Consider the following 19438-nt stretch of genomic DNA (forward strand, 5'->3'; position numbering starts at 1 on the left):
CCAACTACAATATAGACCTTGTAGATTCTCTAACAATTAATTCTGCTGGGAAAATCTGATGCGTATGATTCACCTTCTCATTAATGAGATCAAAAAGAATCTTAATTGTCGCTTCCGCAATTTCTACTACTGGCTGTTTGATGGTAGTAATAGAAGGATTATAATAGAATGAAATATCCAATCCGTCATAACCAGCTACAGAGTAATCTTCCGGAACTCGCTTGCCTGCTTCAAATATTGCTTTGCAAGCGCCGATGGCCATACTATCTGATAAGGTGAAAATAGCGGTAAACTCTTCCCCTGACTCTAGTAAATCTTTGGTGACCTCATAGCCATTCTCCATACTATAACTATCAATATCCTCTTTCATCCTCCGTACTAGCCGTTCATTATAAGCTATTCCATGATCAGAAAGAGCCTTTTTGTATCCTTCATATCTTAATTTACCAATACTCACATCTTCCTCAGGCGCGGTAATGACCGCAATTTTCTCATGTCCCAGATTACATAGATAGTCGACAATTTTATAACTTTCCTTATAGTCATCTACAGACACTGAAGAATAATCACTTAGATCAAACTCTTCCGTCATTCCGATTGTACTAAGAACAAATGGAACCGTTAATTGTTGTAATTTCTCCTGAGAGTGTGAAAATAATCCCCCCAGGAACACAATCCCCTTTAAACGCTTTTCTTTCTCCAACTCAATCGCTACTTCGATCTCATCTTGATTCTCATCAACTCGCTGTAGGATGAAGGAGTACTTCTTACGCTGGATCTCTTTTTCAAACACTTTAATCATCGGGCTAAAAAAGGGGTTGGATATCCCTTTAATCAATACTGCAATCGTTTTCGAATCGGACCGTTTTAAATTTCTTGCACTGTTATTCGGTACATAATGGTTTTCTTTGATTACTTTCATAATCATCGCTTTCGTTTCTTCATTAATATCTGGATGATTATTTATAGCTCTAGATACTGTTGTCACGCCAACCCCGCATAATTTGGCGATATCTATGATAGTCAATCTCTCCATTTCTACCTATCCTTTACACGTTAAATAAGAAAGTAGGGGATTCCTGAAGAGACAACTCAACAAGAAAAGCACCCTACTCGCTTCTACATACATATTCTATTTAACCCTTCACAGCTCCTGCAACGACACCTTCGATAATGTATTTTTGGCAGGTTAGGTAGAAAATGATGATTGGTACAATAGCTAGGACCAGCATCGCCATCATAGCTCCCATATCAATAGATCCGTATCCACCTTTTAGGTACTGTATCGCAATAGGAATGGTTTTGTATTCCGTACCGATTAATAGGTCAGGCAACAGGAAGTCATTCCATACCCACATAACATTAAGGATCGCTACGGTTACTGCTATAGGCTTAAGGATTGGCAATACCACTTTAAAGAACGCCTGCGGTGGATTACATCCATCAATCATAACCGCCTCTTCAACCTCAAGTGGGATGGACTTCACAAATCCACTAAACATAAATACAGAGAGCCCTGAACCAAATCCCAGATAGATCAAGATAATCCCTATCGGATTGTCCAGATGCAGAACGTTAGCAGTCTTAGTCATTGTGAACATAACCATTTGGAACGGTACGATCATCGAGAACACAAATGCGTAGTACATCAAACCCGTAAATTTTGATTTCACCCGAGTAATATACCATGCAGTCATGGAAGTGAATAACACGATTACAGCAACCGAACACACCGTGATAAACAAGGACATTCCAAAAGCACTGAAGAAATCAATCTTTGCTACACCACTAGTATAGTTCTTTAAACCAACAAATGTAGTCTCATCAGGGAATAAGAAAGGCGTATCACTAATGTAGAACTTACCTTTGAAGGAGTTCATCAGAACGATAAATATAGGAGATAAGAACGCAATGGCTAAGACCAACAAAATGGTAAAGATGGAGTAGTCTTTTGCTCTAGTCTTTTGCATTAGTTCTCAACCTCCTTTCTTCTAGTAATGACAAGTTGTACTAAGGCGATTAAGGCTACTAAAGCAAAGAATACGACGGCTTTCGCTTGACCGACACCTTCCCAGCCTGTTTTTCCGTAGAAGGTATTGTAGATATCCAGTGCTAACATCGAGGTTTGCTTAGAAGGAGCACCAGCGGTCAATGCCAAGTTCTGGTCAAACAATTTGAACGAATTCGATAAGGTTAGGAATAAACAGATGGTAATGGACGGCATTACGAGTGGAATCGTCACATTACGTAAAATCTTAGAACGTGAAGCTCCATCAATTCTCGCGGCTTCTACTATATCCTTAGGTACATTTTGAATACCTGCAACGTAGATAATCATCATGTACCCTATCAATTGCCAATTCATAAGGATAATTAATCCCCAAAATCCATAAGTTGCGTCAGAGGTCAAAGTAACTCCAAATTTATACAGAATTCCATTAAAGATCAACTGCCAGATGTATCCTAATACGATACCGCCTATCAAGTTAGGCATGAAAAAAATAGTTCTAAATACGTTAGTCCCTTTTAGCTTTCTAGTTAACAACATCGCCAGAATGAAAGCGAATACATTAATCGTAAGCACCGATAGAACTGTAAACTTAACCGTAAAGCCCAGTGCATTTAAGAATTCTTGATTAGAAAATGCTTTAATGTAATTGCCAAACCCTATCCATTTTGCATCGTTGACTGTAGTAAACTCCGTAAAGGACAAATATATACCCAGAAGAAAAGGTATAACAAACGCGATTCCAAAGGCGATGATGGTCGGCAATGCAAAAAGAGCAAAATATTTTTTTATCGATTTTTCCATGGAGTCTTCTCCTATCTCAGTATGGAAAATGATTAAACAGATGTATTCAATTTCACTCGAATTGTTGCTTAGTGCCACTGAGGCTCTTACTGAGGCTCTTTTGAACCTAGTGGCACTAAGCTTTTATCTATATAACAACTGAGAATCATTCAATCATCTTTCCATGCATTTGTTATTTTGCTTTTTCAGCCTTCCAAGTGTCCTTGAAGATCGTTACAACTTCATCCCAAGTTTTGTTTCCTTGAGCATATTGCAAGAGAGCGTCACCAAAGACATTTTTGAATTCTTCACTTGGGAATGCCGCAAATGTCCAAGCTACGGAAGTCAGATCTTTTTCCATCCAAGCGGATACTTCTTTAGCCAGTGGATCTGCTGGTTTTTCACTTTCTTCAAACGTGTTGAATGGAGCGATGAAACCTAGATCGTTAGTTACATAAGCTTTACCTTTTTCACTGGAGAACAACCATTCCAAGAAGGCGATAGAAGCTTGTTGGTTCTCAGCAGATGCTTTGCTGTTGATTGCCAAATAGTTTTCTGTACCTACAGCCAGACCTTGTTTTTCTTCGCCTTCCATACCTGTATAGATAGGTAAGAATTTGATTTCTTCAGCTTTAACTACGTTACCGTCAACATCGTTGATTTGTGACCAAGCCCAGTTACCGTTTTGAACCATTGCTGCGTTACCCAGTGCGAATTCAGCCATGGAATCAGCTACAGACTTACTACCGAGAAGGGATTCTTTAGTGACAGAGTTCTTGGTGTAAAGATCGAAGATGTTTTTGAATTTATCGTTATATTTGAATTCAACTTCTTTAGAAGCTAGACCGGCAAGAACTGTGTTATCAAACTCAGTGTTGTCTTTGAATTCATAGTACAGTGGCAAGTTAGCCAAGTGCGTCTGCCATCTCCATTGCTCACCTGCAGCGAGGGAAGTGGAAGCGAATACACCTTTAATGCCCAGTTGATCTTTTTTAGCGGTCATATCTTCTACTACGGCTTTCAAAGTGTCGAAGTTATTGATTTCAGTTGTGGAGGAGATCGAAACAGCTTTGTCAGCCAATGCAAAGTATTTCTTCATAATCGCGTCGTTGTAGATGATACCGTATCCTTCAACTACGTAAGGGATACCATATACGCCTTCGCCTTCAGTCACTGCCAAGCTTTTATCGGACAAATAGCTGTATAGCTTAGTATCTTTCAAATCCAAGGTGTAATCTTTCCAAGCTTGGAAACCAACAGGTCCGTTGATCTGGAAGATCGTAGGTGCTTCGGACTTAGAAATTTCGGATTTCAATTTAGTTTCGTAAGTACCCGCAGCAGCCGTTACGACTTTTACTTTAACTCCTGTTTCTGCTTCGTAATCTTTAGCGATTTTTTCATATATTTCTGCAATTTCAGGCTTGAAGTTTAAAAAGTAAACCGATCCTTTTTTTCCAGATGAAGCGTTTCCATCATTGGTTGCACTATTGTTCTCTTTATTACCGCACCCTGCTGCTAAGACTACAACCATAGACATTACCAACATGAGCCCTAGATATTTTTTAATGTTCTTCATTTTTCTTCCCCCTCGTACTTTTTAATTGAATTACTTCGCTTAAAGACGTTTCCGAAGTATCACCGAGATTATGTCAGCGTTTTCATTTCGCTTGTATAATCTCCGATTTTTTTCCGGTATCCTTATCGGTAACGTTTTCAATTGAAATATTAGCACACCATTTCGAACATTACAATAACCATTTTATTGCAGAAATTCGCCATTACAAATCTTCAAACGTTATAATAGTTTTAAAATAACTATGAATAGGTGATTGCATATCTTATCTCTGATCGAAAAATATGAATTACAATTTTCTAATAATAATTATTTTGGCGATATTGGGGTAGAACCCTCTTACTCCATTGTAGAAGGCTCGCTACCTATACTTGTATCTGCCCCGCATGCCATCAACCACTATAGAGAACATGCTGTAAAACCCGCGGACATGTATACAGGCTCTCTTGCGCTGCTGTTACAAAAGCTTACAAATTGCCACTGTATTTATTCCAATAGCTTCTCCAAAGAAGACCCTAATTACATCCTTGGCGGAGAATATAAAGCTGCACTTGGAACACTTGTCAAAGAACATCAAATTAACTTTGTTATAGATTTGCATGGTGCTTCTAAAGATAGAGAATTCGATATTGATTTAGGTACATTATACGGAGCATCCATACAAGAAAATAATCTAAATGAAGTCATACGCATTTTTTTCGATAATGGTATTTCCAAAGTTCTGCACAACCATACCTTTTCTGCATCTCATCCCGGAACGATCACTTCGTACTCCGCCAAAGAATTGTTGGTTCAAGGTATTCAGATTGAAATTAATCGAAATTATCGTAACCCGAAATCCTTTGATTTATTCCAAAAAACCATTCATTCCCTTGAACAAATCATCAATCGATTGGGAGGCGCCTAACATCAATATCGAGCAGACCTTCACTATATTGGAGAAACAGAGCTATACCGCTCGGGAAGAAATCATTATGAACCCCGATGAGTTAGTCGAATTAGGCTTAGTCCATCATGTCTTTATCGACCTTAAAGCAGAGAATGGTGCTCAAGTTAACGGTTTACTTTTATCTAAAAGCGATATCCCAAGAGGGAGTATTCAATTATCGAAAAGAGCAAAGGACAAGCTAGGAGACTGCTCCCTAACAGGATTAACCATTACTAAACCTGAGTACAGCACGATCCTTCGGGGAATTCCTAAAGTGGACGAGATTGCCAAGCCTTATGTCAAAGCCTGTCCAACGCTCGTCCAGAAATATTCGAACCATGTCGAGTTGATTAATCCTAAAAATGGCTTTCGGGTAAACTTAACTTTAAAAGAAGATGACACAGCCAAGCCGAATGCGCTGTATTTCAACAGGTACATCATGTTGTTGCTTGAGACGCATGCTGCTGAGAATGATCAATTAATCATTACCCGTGCAAGAACAAGTCCTCAGTCCACGCCTGCCATACATAAACTTGGAAAATTATTAATTAAGCGTCCCTTAACCGCATTAGGAAACTTTTTTATTGGCAAAAGAGAGCTTACGCTAAGAGTAGGTCATCCCTACCCTTTTGATGAGCACCAAAATCTATGCCGAATCCATCCGAATGTTAGAAAGCTGCTGGGCATGGAAGAGACCGATAAAATCGTCATTACCTATAACAACAAACAAATAACCATTCCTATCTTAGATATAGACACTGAGCATATTGCCCAGTTGATCAAGCTAAATGAGGAGGATGAGCAGCTTAAATTTATCGACAGCCACTTATTTATCGGAATCACCGCGTTGGCGCGAAACGAACTAAATATTCCCAGTATCGGCACATCGGTTACCGTAAAGAGAAGTATGTACTCCCTGTTCTTAAAACACTTAAATAAGCTCGTCTTACCCGTAATCGCTTTGTTGTTTACAGTAGTACAGCTTTATAAGGATTTGAACTGGAGCATCGCTCTGACCGTTGTCATTTCTCTTGTACTACTTCCGATTATCATCTATACAACGCTATCTGAAGAACGAGCAAAAATTAACTAAATGGAGCGATCATCGTGGAATTCACTTCACAATCCCAGGTAGAAGATATGATTTACAGCTCTTATCTAAGAGCGATTAACAACATCACAGAAACTTTGGATGAACAAGTTAGAAGACCGGATTTAACCAGAAAATTGCTAGATCTAGTAGGCAGTCCGGATCACCGTCAAAAGTACATATTGGTCACAGGCAGTAAAGGTAAAGGCTCCACCTCTAGATTTATCTCCTCTTTATTAAGTCATTTAGGCTATAAAGTAGGCTTATTCACCTCCCCTCATCTGGTCGATTTCAACGAAAGAATCCGGATTGATGGGCAGGCCATATCCACAGACGATTTTGTGCGATTAGGAAATGTAGTTCGCGAGGGTTTCCAAAAGATTGAAGATCAGCTTGCCGCTGATGAGTACCAGGGTCCTGTTGGGGTAGGTTTGGCAATTGCGACGTTGTACTTCAAGGAGAATCATACCGATTTCAATGTGATTGAATGTGGAAGAGGTGGAAGGTTTGATGACACCAATGTCCTGAAGAATGATTGGGCTGTCATTACTCCGATTATGGAAGAGCATATAGCTAATTTGGGACCTGACCTGAACAGCATTACACTACATAAGCTGGGCATCGTCAAAAACAAGGCCACAAAAGCCTTTATCAGCAAACAGAAATCTAGCGTACTTGCGGCTATAAAGGCGAATCTTAACTCCAATTCTGTGCAGTATTATGAGGAGCAGTTCTGGGCTGACTCTATTACAATTACATCTATTGGAACTACTTTTGATGTGCGGACAAACCAAGCGATTTACCCATCGTTAACGATTCCGTTATTAGGCCAATTTCAAGCTCTAAATGCAGCCACCGCAGTCGCACTATGTGAAGATATTACAGGCGGTCACCTGAATAGGGAACTTGTAGTCAATTGTTTTGAAAAACTGCAATGGCCGGGCCGCTGTGAAGTGATCTGCCATGATCCATTAACGATTATTGACGGAGCTATTCATAAAGAATCTGCAAGCTATTTGGCTGAGCTTATTCAATTAGTGAATCCTGACAACAGCCGAACTGTAACCTCAATCATTGGTGTCCCGAAAGATAAAGATTACACAGGGGTTATCGAGGTCATGAGTATGGTCTCTTATCAACTAATCGTCACACGGCCTGATATAAGTCATCTTTCTTTTCCTACAGATGCACTCTCTATCGCCAAGCGTTTTATCGAAAAAAGCTTCGAGTTCCCCTATTTGGAGGATGCTCTCACGCACATCAAAGCACGCTCAGCTTCTGGGATTATTGTAATTGTCGGTACGCAAACATTCATCGGAAATGCCAAAAGATTATTCGGACAATCCCTATTGGATATCGGCTTATAGCTTGTCAAAACGCTGGAGGATAACTTCCCTATATAGGTCAGATAGAGCCGGCACTTCACTTGGATTCTGCTTACAATATTCATCTAACATGACCTTATGATTAACTTCGATGACCATGAGGCCTTGATTTGTCTCTAAGATATCTACGGAGCAGAAATCAAGGCCCATCGCTTTAGAGGTCTCGGAAGCAAGCTCCGCCAGCGCCGCTCGTTTGGCCTGATCGCTAACCTCAATAGCAACAGCCCCGTTAATCAAATTGTGCTTCCAGGAACGAACTCTTTTTTTGCCAAGGAATACACGCGCCTGATGATTAAAGGTTACGATTCTATACTCAATCTCCGCCTCATAATAAGGACCTATCGCCCCATTAAGCTGCAAAGAAAATAATGCATCTAGCTTCTCATTTAAATCCTTCACCCCATCGACCTTATACACATGATTTCCCTGTGCCCCGTTATCCTGCTTCACAACTACATGTTCATTAAACTTATAAAAAGAACACTCAGCTAATTCGTAAGGATTGGAGTGATTAAATCTAGCGTCAGGATGTGCTAAATAGGTATGTTCTACAGCCGGTACATGACCTTTGTGCAATACATCATAAGTTAGAGATTTACTCATCGCAATGATCGTAGAGGCACTGCTGTTCAGACCTATTTCGGCGTCTACCATCACAAAGGATTTGGCTCCATCTATCGCTCTATACACAAAATTCGGCGTGATTTCCTCAAAGATAATGCCTGAGGATTTAACGGATTGTTGGATCATTTTTAGGTACGGTCTTGTCGTCACTCAGTCTCCTCGATTCTAAAAAAAATATGACCAAGCCTAATCATAGCATGAGAGCACGCTATCGAAAATCACAAATGAGTATATCCAAAATAAGTATTGATTAATTGGAAATCATCCTCTAAGATGAACTTAAGAAGTGCAACCAAAAGTTAAAGCGCTTAAACTTTTGGTTGCACGCGGATTACAATTTCAACTTTAGAATGGTCACATTTTATTTGAAAGTTAAAGCGCTTATATTTAGGCAAGGAGAACTTGAAATGAAGGTTAGTATTTTTGATGTAGCCAAGAAATCCGGATTATCCGTCGTAACCGTATCGCGGGTTCTAAACGGAGCCGAATCGGTACGAGAGAACAACCGTCAGAAGGTGCTAGACGCCATTAAAGAGCTGGATTATCGCCCTAACGCAGCTGCACGCAGTCTGGCCAGCGGCAAGACTGGGATCATCGGTCTAATCGTCACAACCTTGCAGGATTCCTTCTTTGATGCGGTGGTCAAAGAACTAAATGAGGTATTGGCGCTTCATGGTTATTATCTAGCCATATCCATCTCAAAAGGCATCGAATCGGATGATAGCCACTATCTGATTCAGGAGGATCGGGTAGATGGTTTGATTCTACTGTCTCCAGTGGAAGAGGATAATTATATTGTGGAATTAAAGCGACGTGGCATCCCATATGTGCTGATTGATAACCAAAAGCAAGAGAATGACACCTACTCTATCACGATCGACAACTTCAAGGGTGGCTACATGGCTACCAGCCATCTGTTAGCGCTCGGACATACGTCCATTGCTCATCTCTGCGGACAGGAAATGTTCCGTAGTACGCGAGAGCGGCGCGCCGGATTTCTACAAGCGCTTCAGGAAAAAGGTCTTACTCCATTTGAGATTGTACATGGTGATTTCGATATTGGAATGGGATACGATACCTGCAAACGTTGGCTGAACGAAGGAAAGCTCCCCACCGCCGTATTTGCTGGGGATGACAATATCGCCCTTGGGGTCATCAACGCGTTGATGGAAGCAGGCATTCAGGTACCTGAACAGGTAGCGGTAGTCGGTTATGACGATCATTACATTGCTTCACAGCTTCATCCACATCTTACAACGATACGTCAGCCTTCGGATAAAATTGGGCTGGCGGCCGCAGATATGCTGCTCAAACGCATCTCTGGAAAGATGAAACGTGGAGCTGGCATGCGGATTGACCCAGAAATTATTGTTCGTGAATCTACCTCAGCCAAGTAGACAAGTATAAACGCCTTAGGCGTCCCTATAAGGACGGTAAGCGTTTAAGCGAGAAATATAAGGATAATGTATAACGTGAAACTTATACCTTCTTATATTTTTAAATACCATACACTAGGAGTGATAACCATTGACTTACTACTTAGGGATCGATGGTGGAGGCACCAAAACCTATGCTCTGCTATGCGATGAACTTGGTAATGTTCTCGGTAAAGGCAAGAGCGGTAATGGTAACCACCAGACTGGAGCCTTGGTGGCAGCCAACAGCATTCGAGAGGCCACATTCGGAGCACTGGCAGAAGCCGGACTTCGATTGGAGGACATCAAGCACGCCTATCTAGGGCTTGCCGGTGCCGACCGCGAAGCCGATTATGCTATTCTCCATCCAATGATACGCGAAATCGGATTTACCAATTACACCATTAACTGTGACACCATGATCGGATTACGTGCAGGGACCACTCGCCCTTATGGAGTTGCACTAATCTGCGGCACGGGCACCAATTCAGCAGGCAGAAACTTGCAAGGAGAGCATTATCAGTGTGGCGGCTTCGACTACATGTACGGTGATTTCGGCGGGGGCGGTGCGCTCAACATTGAAGTCTTTCGCTCCGTCATAAGAGCTTGGGATGGACGAGAACAGCCTACCCTCTTGACCGGACTTTTGCTCAATTTGCTAGGTTATGAAGAAGTCGCGAATATGTTTAATGATTTCCTCGATCACTGGAAACAAGTCCCTGTACACGCAGCACGCTTGCTCTTCGAAGCAGCCGCTGAGGGAGATGTCGTAGCCTTAGAGATTCTAAATCGGCAAGGTGTTGAGTTAGGGAAGTCCGCTGCTGCAGTCATACACAAGCTTGGCATGGAGCAGGATACCTTCGATGTGGTGCTGGCGGGAAGTCTGTTAACCCGTGGGGATCGCGGCTGGATTCGCGGACCTATCGAGAAGGCCGTACAAGCCGCAGCTCCACAAGCAACTGTGGTGACCCTTGCCACAGAGCCTGTAGTAGGTGCTGTATGGTCAGCGATGGATCAAGACGGTTTGACCCTTAGTAATGAAGTCTATGAGAAAATGCGGCAATTTCAAGATTATGAATCTATCCAACAAACAAATTAGACAGGAGTGATTGATCTTGGCAACTAATCAAGGATTAAAGATCGCAGTTATCGGTGGGGGTTCTTCGTATACACCCGAATTGGTAGAGGGATTTATTCTTCATTACAAAGAGCTTCCTGTTCGTGAACTATGGCTTGTAGACATCGAGCCTGGACTCCGCAAGCTGAATATCGTTGGAAATCTCGCTAAGCGTATGGTTGAGAAATCCGGACTTCCGATTGAAGTTCATCTCACTACAGACCGCCGGAAGGCTATCGAAGGTGCGGACTTCGTCAGCACTCAAATGCGTGTCGGCATGCTTGATGCCCGCGCACGTGATGAATCAATTCCCCTTAAATATGGTGTTATTGGTCAAGAAACGACAGGCCCTGGCGGAATGATGAAAGCTCTGCGTACGATCCCAGTCATTCTGGATGTGTGTCGTGATATTGAAGAGCTAGCTCCTAACGCATGGCTGCTCAATTTCACCAATCCTGCAGGGATGGTCACTGAGGCTGTTCTGAAATACTCCAACGTGAAGAGTATCGGTCTCTGTAATGCACCTATCGGCCTGATCAAGCAAGTATCATCCAAGTATAACGTAGCTGCAGACCGTGTTTATGCTGAATTTGTTGGTCTTAATCACCTACACTGGATTACTCGAATCGATGTTGAAGGCGAAGATAAGCTGGATGACATGCTCACTGAAGGTTACAGTGCTAAGAACGTACCCGCCCGAGAGTGGAATCCTGAATTCTTACAATCTCTTCGTGCCGTGCCTTCCTACTACTTGAAATATTTCTATATGACGGATGCCATGCTCGAAGAGCAGATGGAATCATTTAAGCAAGGTATCAACCGCGCTGAAGTCGTCAAACGCGTAGAAGAAGAGCTATTTGAGCTATACGCCAATCTAGAGCTAAGCGAGAAGCCGAAACAGCTGGAACAACGCGGTGGTGCTTTCTATTCAGAAGCGGCAGTGAATCTTATGAGATCACTCTACAACGGATCAAACGACATCCAGACCCTGAATGTTGCTAACCGCGGCATACTGAACTTCTTGCCAGATGACGCAAGTATTGAAGTCAACTGTGTCGTCACCAAGAACGGCCCACTGCCTCTACCACTGACCAAGATTCCACCGATGGCCAAAGGACTCATTCATGCTGTAAAAACTTATGAGCAGCTAGCTATTGATGCCGCTGTAACCGGTGATCGTGCGCTTGCTCTTCAGGCAATGGTGCATCATCCACTCGTTCCATCTGTAGATGTGGCGGTTCGTATGCTGGATGAAATGCTGGAAGCTAATAAAGAGTTCTTGCCGAACTTTTTTGCCAATTAACCATAGAAAAGAGGCATCAATATGTCAGCTAAAGCGGTTTGGAAAGGCGATATCAACCAAGCACTATGCGCATTTACATTTGATGATGGACCTTCCCAGCTTCCCGTTGAATTTTGGCTTGATGTTTTGGAGGAGGAAGGTGCTGTCGGCACCTTTTTCTTCACTGGGGAATGGATGGATCGGTATCCAGAGAAGGCGAGATTAATCCTCTCCCGAGGTCATGTACTTGCTCCGCATACGTATCATCATCGGCGAATGGCCCAAGTACCAAAGGCGGTATTCTTAGAGCAGTTGAAGCTAACCGAGCTGGCATATCAGGACGCAACGGGTCTTCCGTCTCCGAATTTCATGCGTTTTCCATACTGCTCCTACCGGGAAGAGAATCTCGATTGGCTGATAGAATGGGGCAATTATCTGGATATTGAAGGCGTTGATTGCGGAGATTGGTCAGGTATTTCTGCAGAAGAGATCGTTGCCAGAGTTGAACCTACGCTTGAGAATGGAACCATTGTAGTCATGCATAGTAATGATGTTGCAAAAGGTTCACCGGATGCACTGAGAGCACTTATTCGGATCGCCAAGCAAAGAGGTTTGGAAAGTGTTGGCGTACCTGAGATCCTAGGGTCCATTGGCGTAGAAGTAAACTACAGACCTTGGAAAATCGTCGTAGACGTTCCGGCTGAGCTAGATCACCCAGTGGAAAAATGGATACCTTTAGAAAATAGCAAGCAGCTTGCCGACCTCGCGACCCAGACGACCGAGTGGAACATTCCGCAATACACACTGCATTTCACTTCTGAAAAGGAGTGGCTGGAGCATCTGGAGAGTCCGCTAGAAGAGGTTGGAGTTACAGAGGATCGTGAGTTGTTTACTATACGGCAATTTGATGGCAGCTATTGGGGATATGTACGTGCCGGTGTCGTAGACAATACCCTTGTATTATTAGATTATGCGGCTAAAGAAGCGCAGGCTGATACCTTGGTGTACTTACTTCGCTGGGCTGCTGATACTTCGATCAGACTGGGCTTAACCCGGATCGAGGCTAGGCTGAATATTCGCAAAATGAGCGAGATGTGCGGACAGTTAGGCTGGCAGTCAGAGATTGTAGAAGATCAATAAGAGACATCATTCATACCCACTGAATAGATAGGTAAAAAAAAAAGCGATCCGCCATCATTGGTGGATCGCTCTTTTGCGTTGTAGGTAATGGTATCCGTTCAGTAGTAAACACTGTAATCGCGGCTAATCAACAATTATCCAAACACAAATTCTATCTCTTTCATTGAAGGAGTCTTTATGGAGCATTCACAGAAGCTTTCGGACCCAGATGACGTTATTTGCTCGTTTTTAACCTTTGGGGCAAGGTTTCGGACTCCAATGGCGCTATCCCGTAGGAAGTGGTTCATATTGGGTGTTTCTCATGCTAATAGCTGCATTGGGGTCCGATAGTACTCCAAATATGGGGAAAATCCGCATATAAGGTCAGCTGTGTCCTATAGCTGCTTCGTAAGCGTAAGTGTGATTCAATCCAACGACACTTAGAGAACTATTAAAGGATTACCACTTCCAATCCTGCTAATTCAGCGTATTTCTCGAATGACCTGTTCAATGCCTGAGGAAATATCAGGCTCCTTTACACTAGATACATTGAGCTTTAGAATTCTCTCTTTTTTATCAAAAGAGGCAAGGTAACCGCTATCCGCCAACTCCACTATAATGGACTTTTTTTGCAGCCGTTTGATCATCTGTTCCGCTCTAATGTTATCCTCTAATTTCAGATACGTATGCACGCCAAGCTGACTGGCAGGAACATAAGAATAATGCTGTTCAGACACCGCATTTACCTCCCTCATGATCGAATCATGGAGAAGCTTTGATCTTTTTCCGTAGCAGGAACGCAGCTTTTTTCGGTGCCGCTCGAACATTCCACTTTTCAAATACAACTCTAAGGCAGCCTGGGATAGCATGGAGCTGTCTATATCCATCAGTCTTTTGAATCGGTTAAAGGACTCACAGAGCACCTCGGGAAGTACGGCCACACCGACGCGTAGACCTGGGAAAATGATCTTGGAGAAGCTTTTTAAATAAATCACATGTGAGGTATTATCGTAGGCATAGATCGGATCTTGCTTTGCATCCTGCTCCAGATCTGCCATGTAGTCATCCTCTACAATATACACATCGTATTTAGCTGCAAGCTGGGCGATAGCTTTCTTCTGATTGCGGGTATAGGAGACGCCTAGCGGATTATGAAACCGTGGAACGGTATAGAAGAACTTGAACTCCCCCGTCCTAAATAACCGCTCTAATTCATTCAAATCCACCCCATTATCCGAACGCTGTATCCCCTCTGTCTCGATGTCGTAAGTCTTCAAATATTCCATAAACAGTGGGTAACTCGGCTGTTCAATTAGCACACGCTCCCTGCCATTCGGAAAGGGAATTCGAGTCAGAAGTCCAAGGGCCTGCTGCACACCAGAGGTAATAAAAATCTGCTTCGGATCAGCAAATACCTGATAAGAGGCCAGTTGTCGCTGCATTTCACGGATAAGGGACGGCAGCCCCTGCGGCGTTCCATAGATAAACAGGTCCTTACGGTACATATCGATCGCTTTATTGATACAATGTTGAAAATCCAGATACGGAAAAATATCCGGGTCCGGTGCAGATGCCGTAAAATCAATCAAGTAGGCACCTTCTTCTTTTCGCTCCCCACTGCGCTTCATAACATAATATCCACTCTTTGAAGCAGCGTAGATCAAGTGTTTATCCTGAAGGTCTTGGAGTGCACGAATAACCGTGCTCTTATTGCAATCATAACGTAGCGCCAGCTCCCGGATGGATGGTAGCTTGTCACCTTCACGATACGTATCCTCAGTAATTTGTAATTCCAGATCGTTGATTAATTCTGAGTACTTATATATCCCCTTCACCTTCCTCCGAGACTGATTTGTACCGGTACAGATGAACAATAATTACATTGTAGCACAGCTATTCTAGCCTTAGAATAAAGAGCAGAATAGGACCGGTCCTAAATGCGCGCAACACTTTGGAGGTCTTACTGATGAATATTTCTTCTACTCAAAAAGCGATAGTAGCTGCTGTCTTGAATGCTGTTATTGTCGGATTTTCTTTTATATTTGTAAAAATGGCCTTAACCGTCTCTGACCCCTTCGATACGTTAGCTCACCGCTTCACGTTATCTTTCCTTGCCGCTTCGTTATTTACTTTTCCAGGGTGGGGGCGGGTGAAGTTTGGTATATCCAAGGCAGCAGTGGTAATCCCACTTGCTCTACTATACCCATCGTTGTATTTTACGCTTCAGGCGTTTGGACTTCTGCATACAACATCTGCTGTGGCGGGCATTATTCAGGCGACTATGCCCATCTTCACCATCATTTTGGCAGCGATGTTCTTGAAGGAAACTACGAGCGGCTTCCAGAAGATCTCCACCTTAATCTCGGTTGCAGGCATCATTCTTATCTTTGCCATTCCGGGTGTGAGTATTTCTTCCTCTAGTCTGTGGGGCGTCTTACTCATCCTAATCTCAGCGCTATCCCTTGCCGGTTATAATGTCGCGGCGCGGAAGTTAACACGTACCTGGAGTCCCAAGGAACTCACCTATATGATTACTTTATTCGGCTTTATATTTTTCAATGGACTGTCGATCATTAAGCATGGTTCGGCGGGAACCTTGAATCAATATTTCACACCTTTTCAGGAGCCTAAATTCATATACTCCATGATCTATCTCGGCGTACTCTCCTCCCTCGTGACTTCCTCCCTCTCCAACTACGCTTTATCACGGATGGAGGCTTCACGCGTGAGCATCTTCGGCAGTCTTTCGACGGTCGTCTCTATTCTTGGCGGTGTACTTCTGCTGAATGAACAGCTGGAATGGTACCATTGGACCGGTACGGTGATGATTATCGCCGGGGTGATCGGAGTGAATGCGCGGAAGAAGGTAAGGGTTCAAGAAAAGGGCGAGGATGGATCGGAATAGATAAACCTGCAAATGTACAGGTATATATACAAAATTCCTCCTCGTTAAGTCCAAAACCTGCAAATGTACAGGTATAACCTCACTTATGGTTCGAAGGCTTCTTGTGGAGCAAGAATAAATGCAGATTTGCAGGAATTAATGCTTTAGCCCACCTCGCATCTTTTAAAAATGTACTTTTGCAGGTTTATACCCTTGATCGATCCTTACATCTACGAAAAAAAGACACCCCGCGAGGTGTCTTTTTCCTTTCCCTTTTCAATCTCTCTATTCTGTAAGAAACCGTGCTCTATATCTGTTACTTTGCCGTTTCTAACTCCTTGATCTTCTCTTTATATTGATCCAACAGTTTAGTCAAAGCTTCCTTAATCACAGTGGCATCTTTGGTTTTAGCTGCACTATTCAGATTCTCTTGGGCTTTGAAGAAGGCTTTATCAGCCTCACTAAGTTCTTGAAGTGAAATCGTAGCTTCAGTCGCTTCTACAGACGCAATTGTATCTACAGCTGTAATTGAAGAAGACATAGCACTATCCATGTTCTTATCTTCGGGTAATTGTATATCAACACTGCGACCAGCTTCAATATAACTCACGGGCAGTGCTTCGGCGGATACAATATTTTTCGTAAATATAGCTCCCTCCGCCTGCTCAGAAGGTACTACTTCGGAAACCGCGGTTATACTAAACCCAGCAGCTTTATAATATTGATCTAAAGTCTTCTTCCAGTCTTCTAGCGTATTCGGCGCGTAAGTTTTAGCCAGTTCAAGGGGATCTGTCCAATCAAGGATTGTTACTTTAGTATCCATTGATCCTTTAGATGCTGAAGTAAGTACGGCTGCTGCTGTTGTTTTCGCATTTTGATCTTTAGCTCCACTAGCTGCGTTTACTGCAGTCGGTGCGGCAACTGCGGACACCAGTAGGGCGGACAACGCTAACTTTTTAAATAACATCTGCTGATTCATAAATACAACACTCCTCGTCGATTCGAATGATCTTACAAGTCCAAGCTTACAAAATGGGTGTGGCATAACATTGGTTAATTTGTGGAAAAACGATGGCAGCACCCTCTACCCACCTCTGGATTGATATAATTGTAGAAGAATAATCTGGAGGTTACCGAAATGAATACCAACTATCTCATTGCCGTAGTAGACGATGATCAACATATACGTAATCTTGTAGAAGCATATTTACAAAAAGAAAATTACCGCACGATCGGCCTTGGCAGCGCTGAGGAAGCATGGACCTTATGGCAGACAAGCCCACCGGATATGTGGGTGCTCGACGTTATGCTGCCCGGCATGGACGGGTACGAATTTTGTCGGCGAATTCGTAATGAAGCCGAAGTGCCAATCATTATGATCTCTGCAAGAGACAATGAAGTGGATAAAATATTAGGCTTGGAGCTTGGCAGTGATGATTATCTGGTCAAGCCATTTAGCCCTCGAGAGCTAGTTGCTCGCATTAAACGCCAGTTACAACGGTGGTATAAAATGAGTAATCTAGTAGAACCCGCAAGTAGTAGTCCACAAACACCAACACATATTTCAGTTAGCCATCTACAGTTATTACTGGAGGACAGACGTGTGTTCTGGCATGGAAAGGAGATTGACCTCACCAGCAAAGAATTCACCCTTCTAAAAGTATTCGCAGCTTCTCCCAACCGCGCATTTACAAGAGATGAGCTACTAACCCATGTTTGGGGAGATGACTATTTCGGGAGCGATCGTGCCGTGGACCATTTAATTAAACGAATGCGGAAAAAGCTAGATCTGCTGCCGATTGAAGCCGTATGGGGACATGGCTATCGCATGCGTATTGAGGAGGGAGTGGAGATCGATGAAGCTAGCACATCAGATTAATTTAGCTTTTAGCATTGCCTTGGTACTGCTCCTTTCTATTACCGCTGTTGTGATCCATTTTGTGCTGCTCAATCATTTTGTTGGAACACAAAAGGCAGAGTTACAAACCATCAGCTCTGCCATGTCAGCCACTATGATTCAGGGGAACACATACATGGGCGACATTGGAACTGAACTCCATGCGTTACCCGCGATCATTCCTTCTGTAGGCAGTGCAAGCGTGGAGGCTGTTCTCACCGATGAGACAGGCAAAGTCTTGTCCACCTCACCAAAGATGAGTGCAATCGCAATAGACTCCAATGCTCAGTTTGTCACAGGCCAAACCTCTGATCTCCAGAGCATTTGGAATGGAACAGATACAAGGTATATAACTGAAGTGAAGGCTACGCCGATGGGCACGCTAACTCTGCTTACACCTATGAGCGCAGTCACAACAATTGAACAAGCTTTGTTCAAAAGATTACTCATCGTTTTCGCTGCTGCAGGCGCATTTATGTTCCTGTTTGGTCTTTTTATCACGAAAAAGCTAATCCAGCCTCTTATGAAGCTGCAGCAAGAGCTAAAAAAGGTAAAGGAACGCCACTTCTCAGAGGTTAAGCTGATCAAAGCTGGTGGAGAGATTGGCGCAGTTGCGCAATCGGTATATGACATGGCTGGTGAGTTGAATCGATTTAACCATGTGCAGAAGCAATTTTTTCAGAATGCCTCTCATGAATTAAAGACTCCACTAATGTCTATCTCTGGTTATGCTGAAGGGATCAAGGATGGAATCTTCGAAGGGGAAAGCATCGATAAAGGTCTGGATATTATTATGAGTGAGAGCGGTCGTCTGAAGAAACTAGTTACGGAAATGACCTTGCTTGCGAAGCTAGATAGTGAAGAAGATATATTTAGAACTAGCGAGATCTCTCTCGACGATTTAGTCGTAGAAACGGTTGAACGCATGAACCCTCTTTTGATGAAAAAAGGGCTGACCCTACATGTATCTTACGATGATTGCGAGTCACTCCTGGTCCGGGCCGATAGAGATAAGCTGTTGCAAGCACTTCTTAATGTTGTTTCCAATGCAACTCGTTATGCAGACCAGCATATCTACATTCATGCTTCGATTAAAGAGGGCCAGGTTCTGCTATCCGTTAGCGATGATGGCCCTGGTATTTCAGAGGATCTGCTTCCCTACCTGTTTCACCGATTTGTAAAAGGAAAGGATGGCGAATCAGGACTAGGACTAGCCATATCCCGTGCGATCGTCGAGCGCTCCGGAGGTCTGATCACAGCGGGGAATCGTAAGAATGGCGGTGCAGTAATCACCATGGGATTCCCTGCGCTCTCTCCTACCTAGATCTCCTTT

17 protein-coding genes are annotated in these 19438 nt (G+C 43.1%); 10 read left to right on the forward strand and 7 right to left on the reverse strand.

Going from position 1 to position 19438, the window contains the following annotated elements; genetic code table 11:
• Positions 1 to 4: 4 nt before the first annotated feature.
• The 4 genes from NSS67_RS01380 to NSS67_RS01395 form a co-directional block, all read right to left on the reverse strand.
• Positions 5 to 1036 (reverse strand): LacI family DNA-binding transcriptional regulator, encoded by a 1032-nt coding sequence (locus tag NSS67_RS01380; protein WP_339318001.1) that lies wholly within the window; start codon positions 1034 to 1036, stop codon positions 5 to 7.
• Positions 1037 to 1136: 100 nt separating this feature from the next.
• Entirely contained in the window at positions 1137 to 1970 is an 834-nt protein-coding gene (locus NSS67_RS01385; protein ID WP_339318002.1) for a carbohydrate ABC transporter permease, read from the reverse strand.
• A complete protein-coding gene (locus NSS67_RS01390) occupies positions 1970 to 2812 on the reverse strand; it encodes a sugar ABC transporter permease (protein WP_339318003.1) in 843 nt (280 codons plus the stop codon). The genes NSS67_RS01385 and NSS67_RS01390 overlap by 1 nt, the downstream gene beginning before the upstream one ends.
• A 172-nt stretch (positions 2813 to 2984) precedes the next feature.
• Positions 2985 to 4367: an ABC transporter substrate-binding protein gene (locus NSS67_RS01395; RefSeq protein ID WP_339318004.1), complete on the reverse strand. Its 1383-nt coding sequence runs from the start codon at positions 4365 to 4367 to the stop codon at positions 2985 to 2987.
• 253 nt (positions 4368 to 4620) lie between these two features.
• Here NSS67_RS01395 and NSS67_RS01400 point away from each other — a divergent pair, with 253 nt between their 5' ends.
• From NSS67_RS01400 to NSS67_RS01410, 3 genes are read left to right on the forward strand one after another with little or no spacing between them, the layout of a single operon-like run.
• Entirely contained in the window at positions 4621 to 5271 is a 651-nt protein-coding gene (locus NSS67_RS01400; RefSeq protein WP_339318005.1) for a hypothetical protein, read from the forward strand.
• Positions 5237 to 6385, forward strand: a complete 1149-nt coding sequence (locus NSS67_RS01405; protein WP_339318006.1) for a hypothetical protein — start codon at positions 5237 to 5239, stop codon at positions 6383 to 6385. Before NSS67_RS01400 ends, NSS67_RS01405 begins: the two co-directional genes overlap by 35 nt.
• A gap of 14 nt (positions 6386 to 6399) precedes the next feature.
• On the forward strand, positions 6400 to 7749 hold the full coding sequence (locus NSS67_RS01410; RefSeq protein WP_339318007.1) for a Mur ligase family protein: 1350 nt from the start codon (positions 6400 to 6402) through the stop codon (positions 7747 to 7749).
• Here NSS67_RS01410 and NSS67_RS01415 read toward each other — a convergent pair.
• A complete protein-coding gene (locus NSS67_RS01415) occupies positions 7744 to 8541 on the reverse strand; it encodes a hypothetical protein (RefSeq protein WP_339318008.1) in 798 nt (265 codons plus the stop codon). The two genes, NSS67_RS01410 and NSS67_RS01415, sit on opposite strands and share 6 nt — an antisense overlap.
• A 257-nt stretch (positions 8542 to 8798) precedes the next feature.
• On the opposite strand from NSS67_RS01415, the gene NSS67_RS01420 reads away from it, so the two are divergent.
• The 4 genes from NSS67_RS01420 to NSS67_RS01435 all read left to right on the forward strand — a co-directional run bounded on the left by NSS67_RS01420 (position 8799) and on the right by NSS67_RS01435 (position 13345).
• Positions 8799 to 9788: a LacI family DNA-binding transcriptional regulator gene (locus NSS67_RS01420; RefSeq protein WP_339318009.1), complete on the forward strand. Its 990-nt coding sequence runs from the start codon at positions 8799 to 8801 to the stop codon at positions 9786 to 9788.
• 130 nt (positions 9789 to 9918) lie between these two features.
• Complete coding sequence (locus NSS67_RS01425; protein WP_339318010.1) at positions 9919 to 10905, forward strand: BadF/BadG/BcrA/BcrD ATPase family protein; 987 nt, start codon at positions 9919 to 9921, stop codon at positions 10903 to 10905.
• A 16-nt stretch (positions 10906 to 10921) separates the two neighbouring features.
• Positions 10922 to 12226 carry a 6-phospho-beta-glucosidase gene (locus tag NSS67_RS01430; RefSeq protein WP_339318011.1) on the forward strand — a complete coding sequence of 435 codons (1305 nt, stop codon included), beginning with the start codon at positions 10922 to 10924 and terminating at the stop codon, positions 12224 to 12226.
• Between the two features lie 21 nt (positions 12227 to 12247).
• The gene (locus tag NSS67_RS01435; RefSeq protein WP_339318012.1) at positions 12248 to 13345 is read left to right on the forward strand and encodes a polysaccharide deacetylase family protein; all 1098 of its coding nucleotides are present in this window, start codon (positions 12248 to 12250) and stop codon (positions 13343 to 13345) included.
• Between the two features lie 461 nt (positions 13346 to 13806).
• On the opposite strand, the gene NSS67_RS01440 is transcribed toward NSS67_RS01435, so the two are convergent.
• Complete coding sequence (locus NSS67_RS01440; RefSeq protein WP_339320469.1) at positions 13807 to 15150, reverse strand: PLP-dependent aminotransferase family protein; 1344 nt, start codon at positions 15148 to 15150, stop codon at positions 13807 to 13809.
• 140 nt (positions 15151 to 15290) lie between these two features.
• Between NSS67_RS01440 and NSS67_RS01445 the strand changes: the two genes are divergently transcribed.
• A complete protein-coding gene (locus NSS67_RS01445; RefSeq protein ID WP_339318013.1) occupies positions 15291 to 16229 on the forward strand; it encodes a DMT family transporter in 939 nt (312 codons plus the stop codon).
• Positions 16230 to 16524: 295 nt separating this feature from the next.
• Here the strand turns inward: NSS67_RS01445 and NSS67_RS01450 are convergent, their stop codons facing one another.
• Positions 16525 to 17187: a hypothetical protein gene (locus NSS67_RS01450; protein WP_339318014.1), complete on the reverse strand. Its 663-nt coding sequence runs from the start codon at positions 17185 to 17187 to the stop codon at positions 16525 to 16527.
• Positions 17188 to 17346: 159 nt separating this feature from the next.
• Between NSS67_RS01450 and NSS67_RS01455 the strand changes: the two genes are divergently transcribed.
• Both NSS67_RS01455 and NSS67_RS01460 read left to right on the forward strand, forming a co-directional pair.
• Positions 17347 to 18087: a response regulator transcription factor gene (locus NSS67_RS01455; RefSeq protein WP_339318015.1), complete on the forward strand. Its 741-nt coding sequence runs from the start codon at positions 17347 to 17349 to the stop codon at positions 18085 to 18087.
• Positions 18065 to 19429, forward strand: coding sequence for a HAMP domain-containing sensor histidine kinase (locus NSS67_RS01460; protein ID WP_339318016.1), 1365 nt, complete (start codon positions 18065 to 18067; stop codon positions 19427 to 19429). The genes NSS67_RS01455 and NSS67_RS01460 overlap by 23 nt, the downstream gene beginning before the upstream one ends.
• Positions 19430 to 19438: the final 9 nt, after the last annotated feature.

Source organism: Paenibacillus sp. FSL R10-2734 (genome assembly GCF_037963865.1).
GTDB lineage: Bacteria > Bacillota > Bacilli > Paenibacillales > Paenibacillaceae > Paenibacillus_AQ.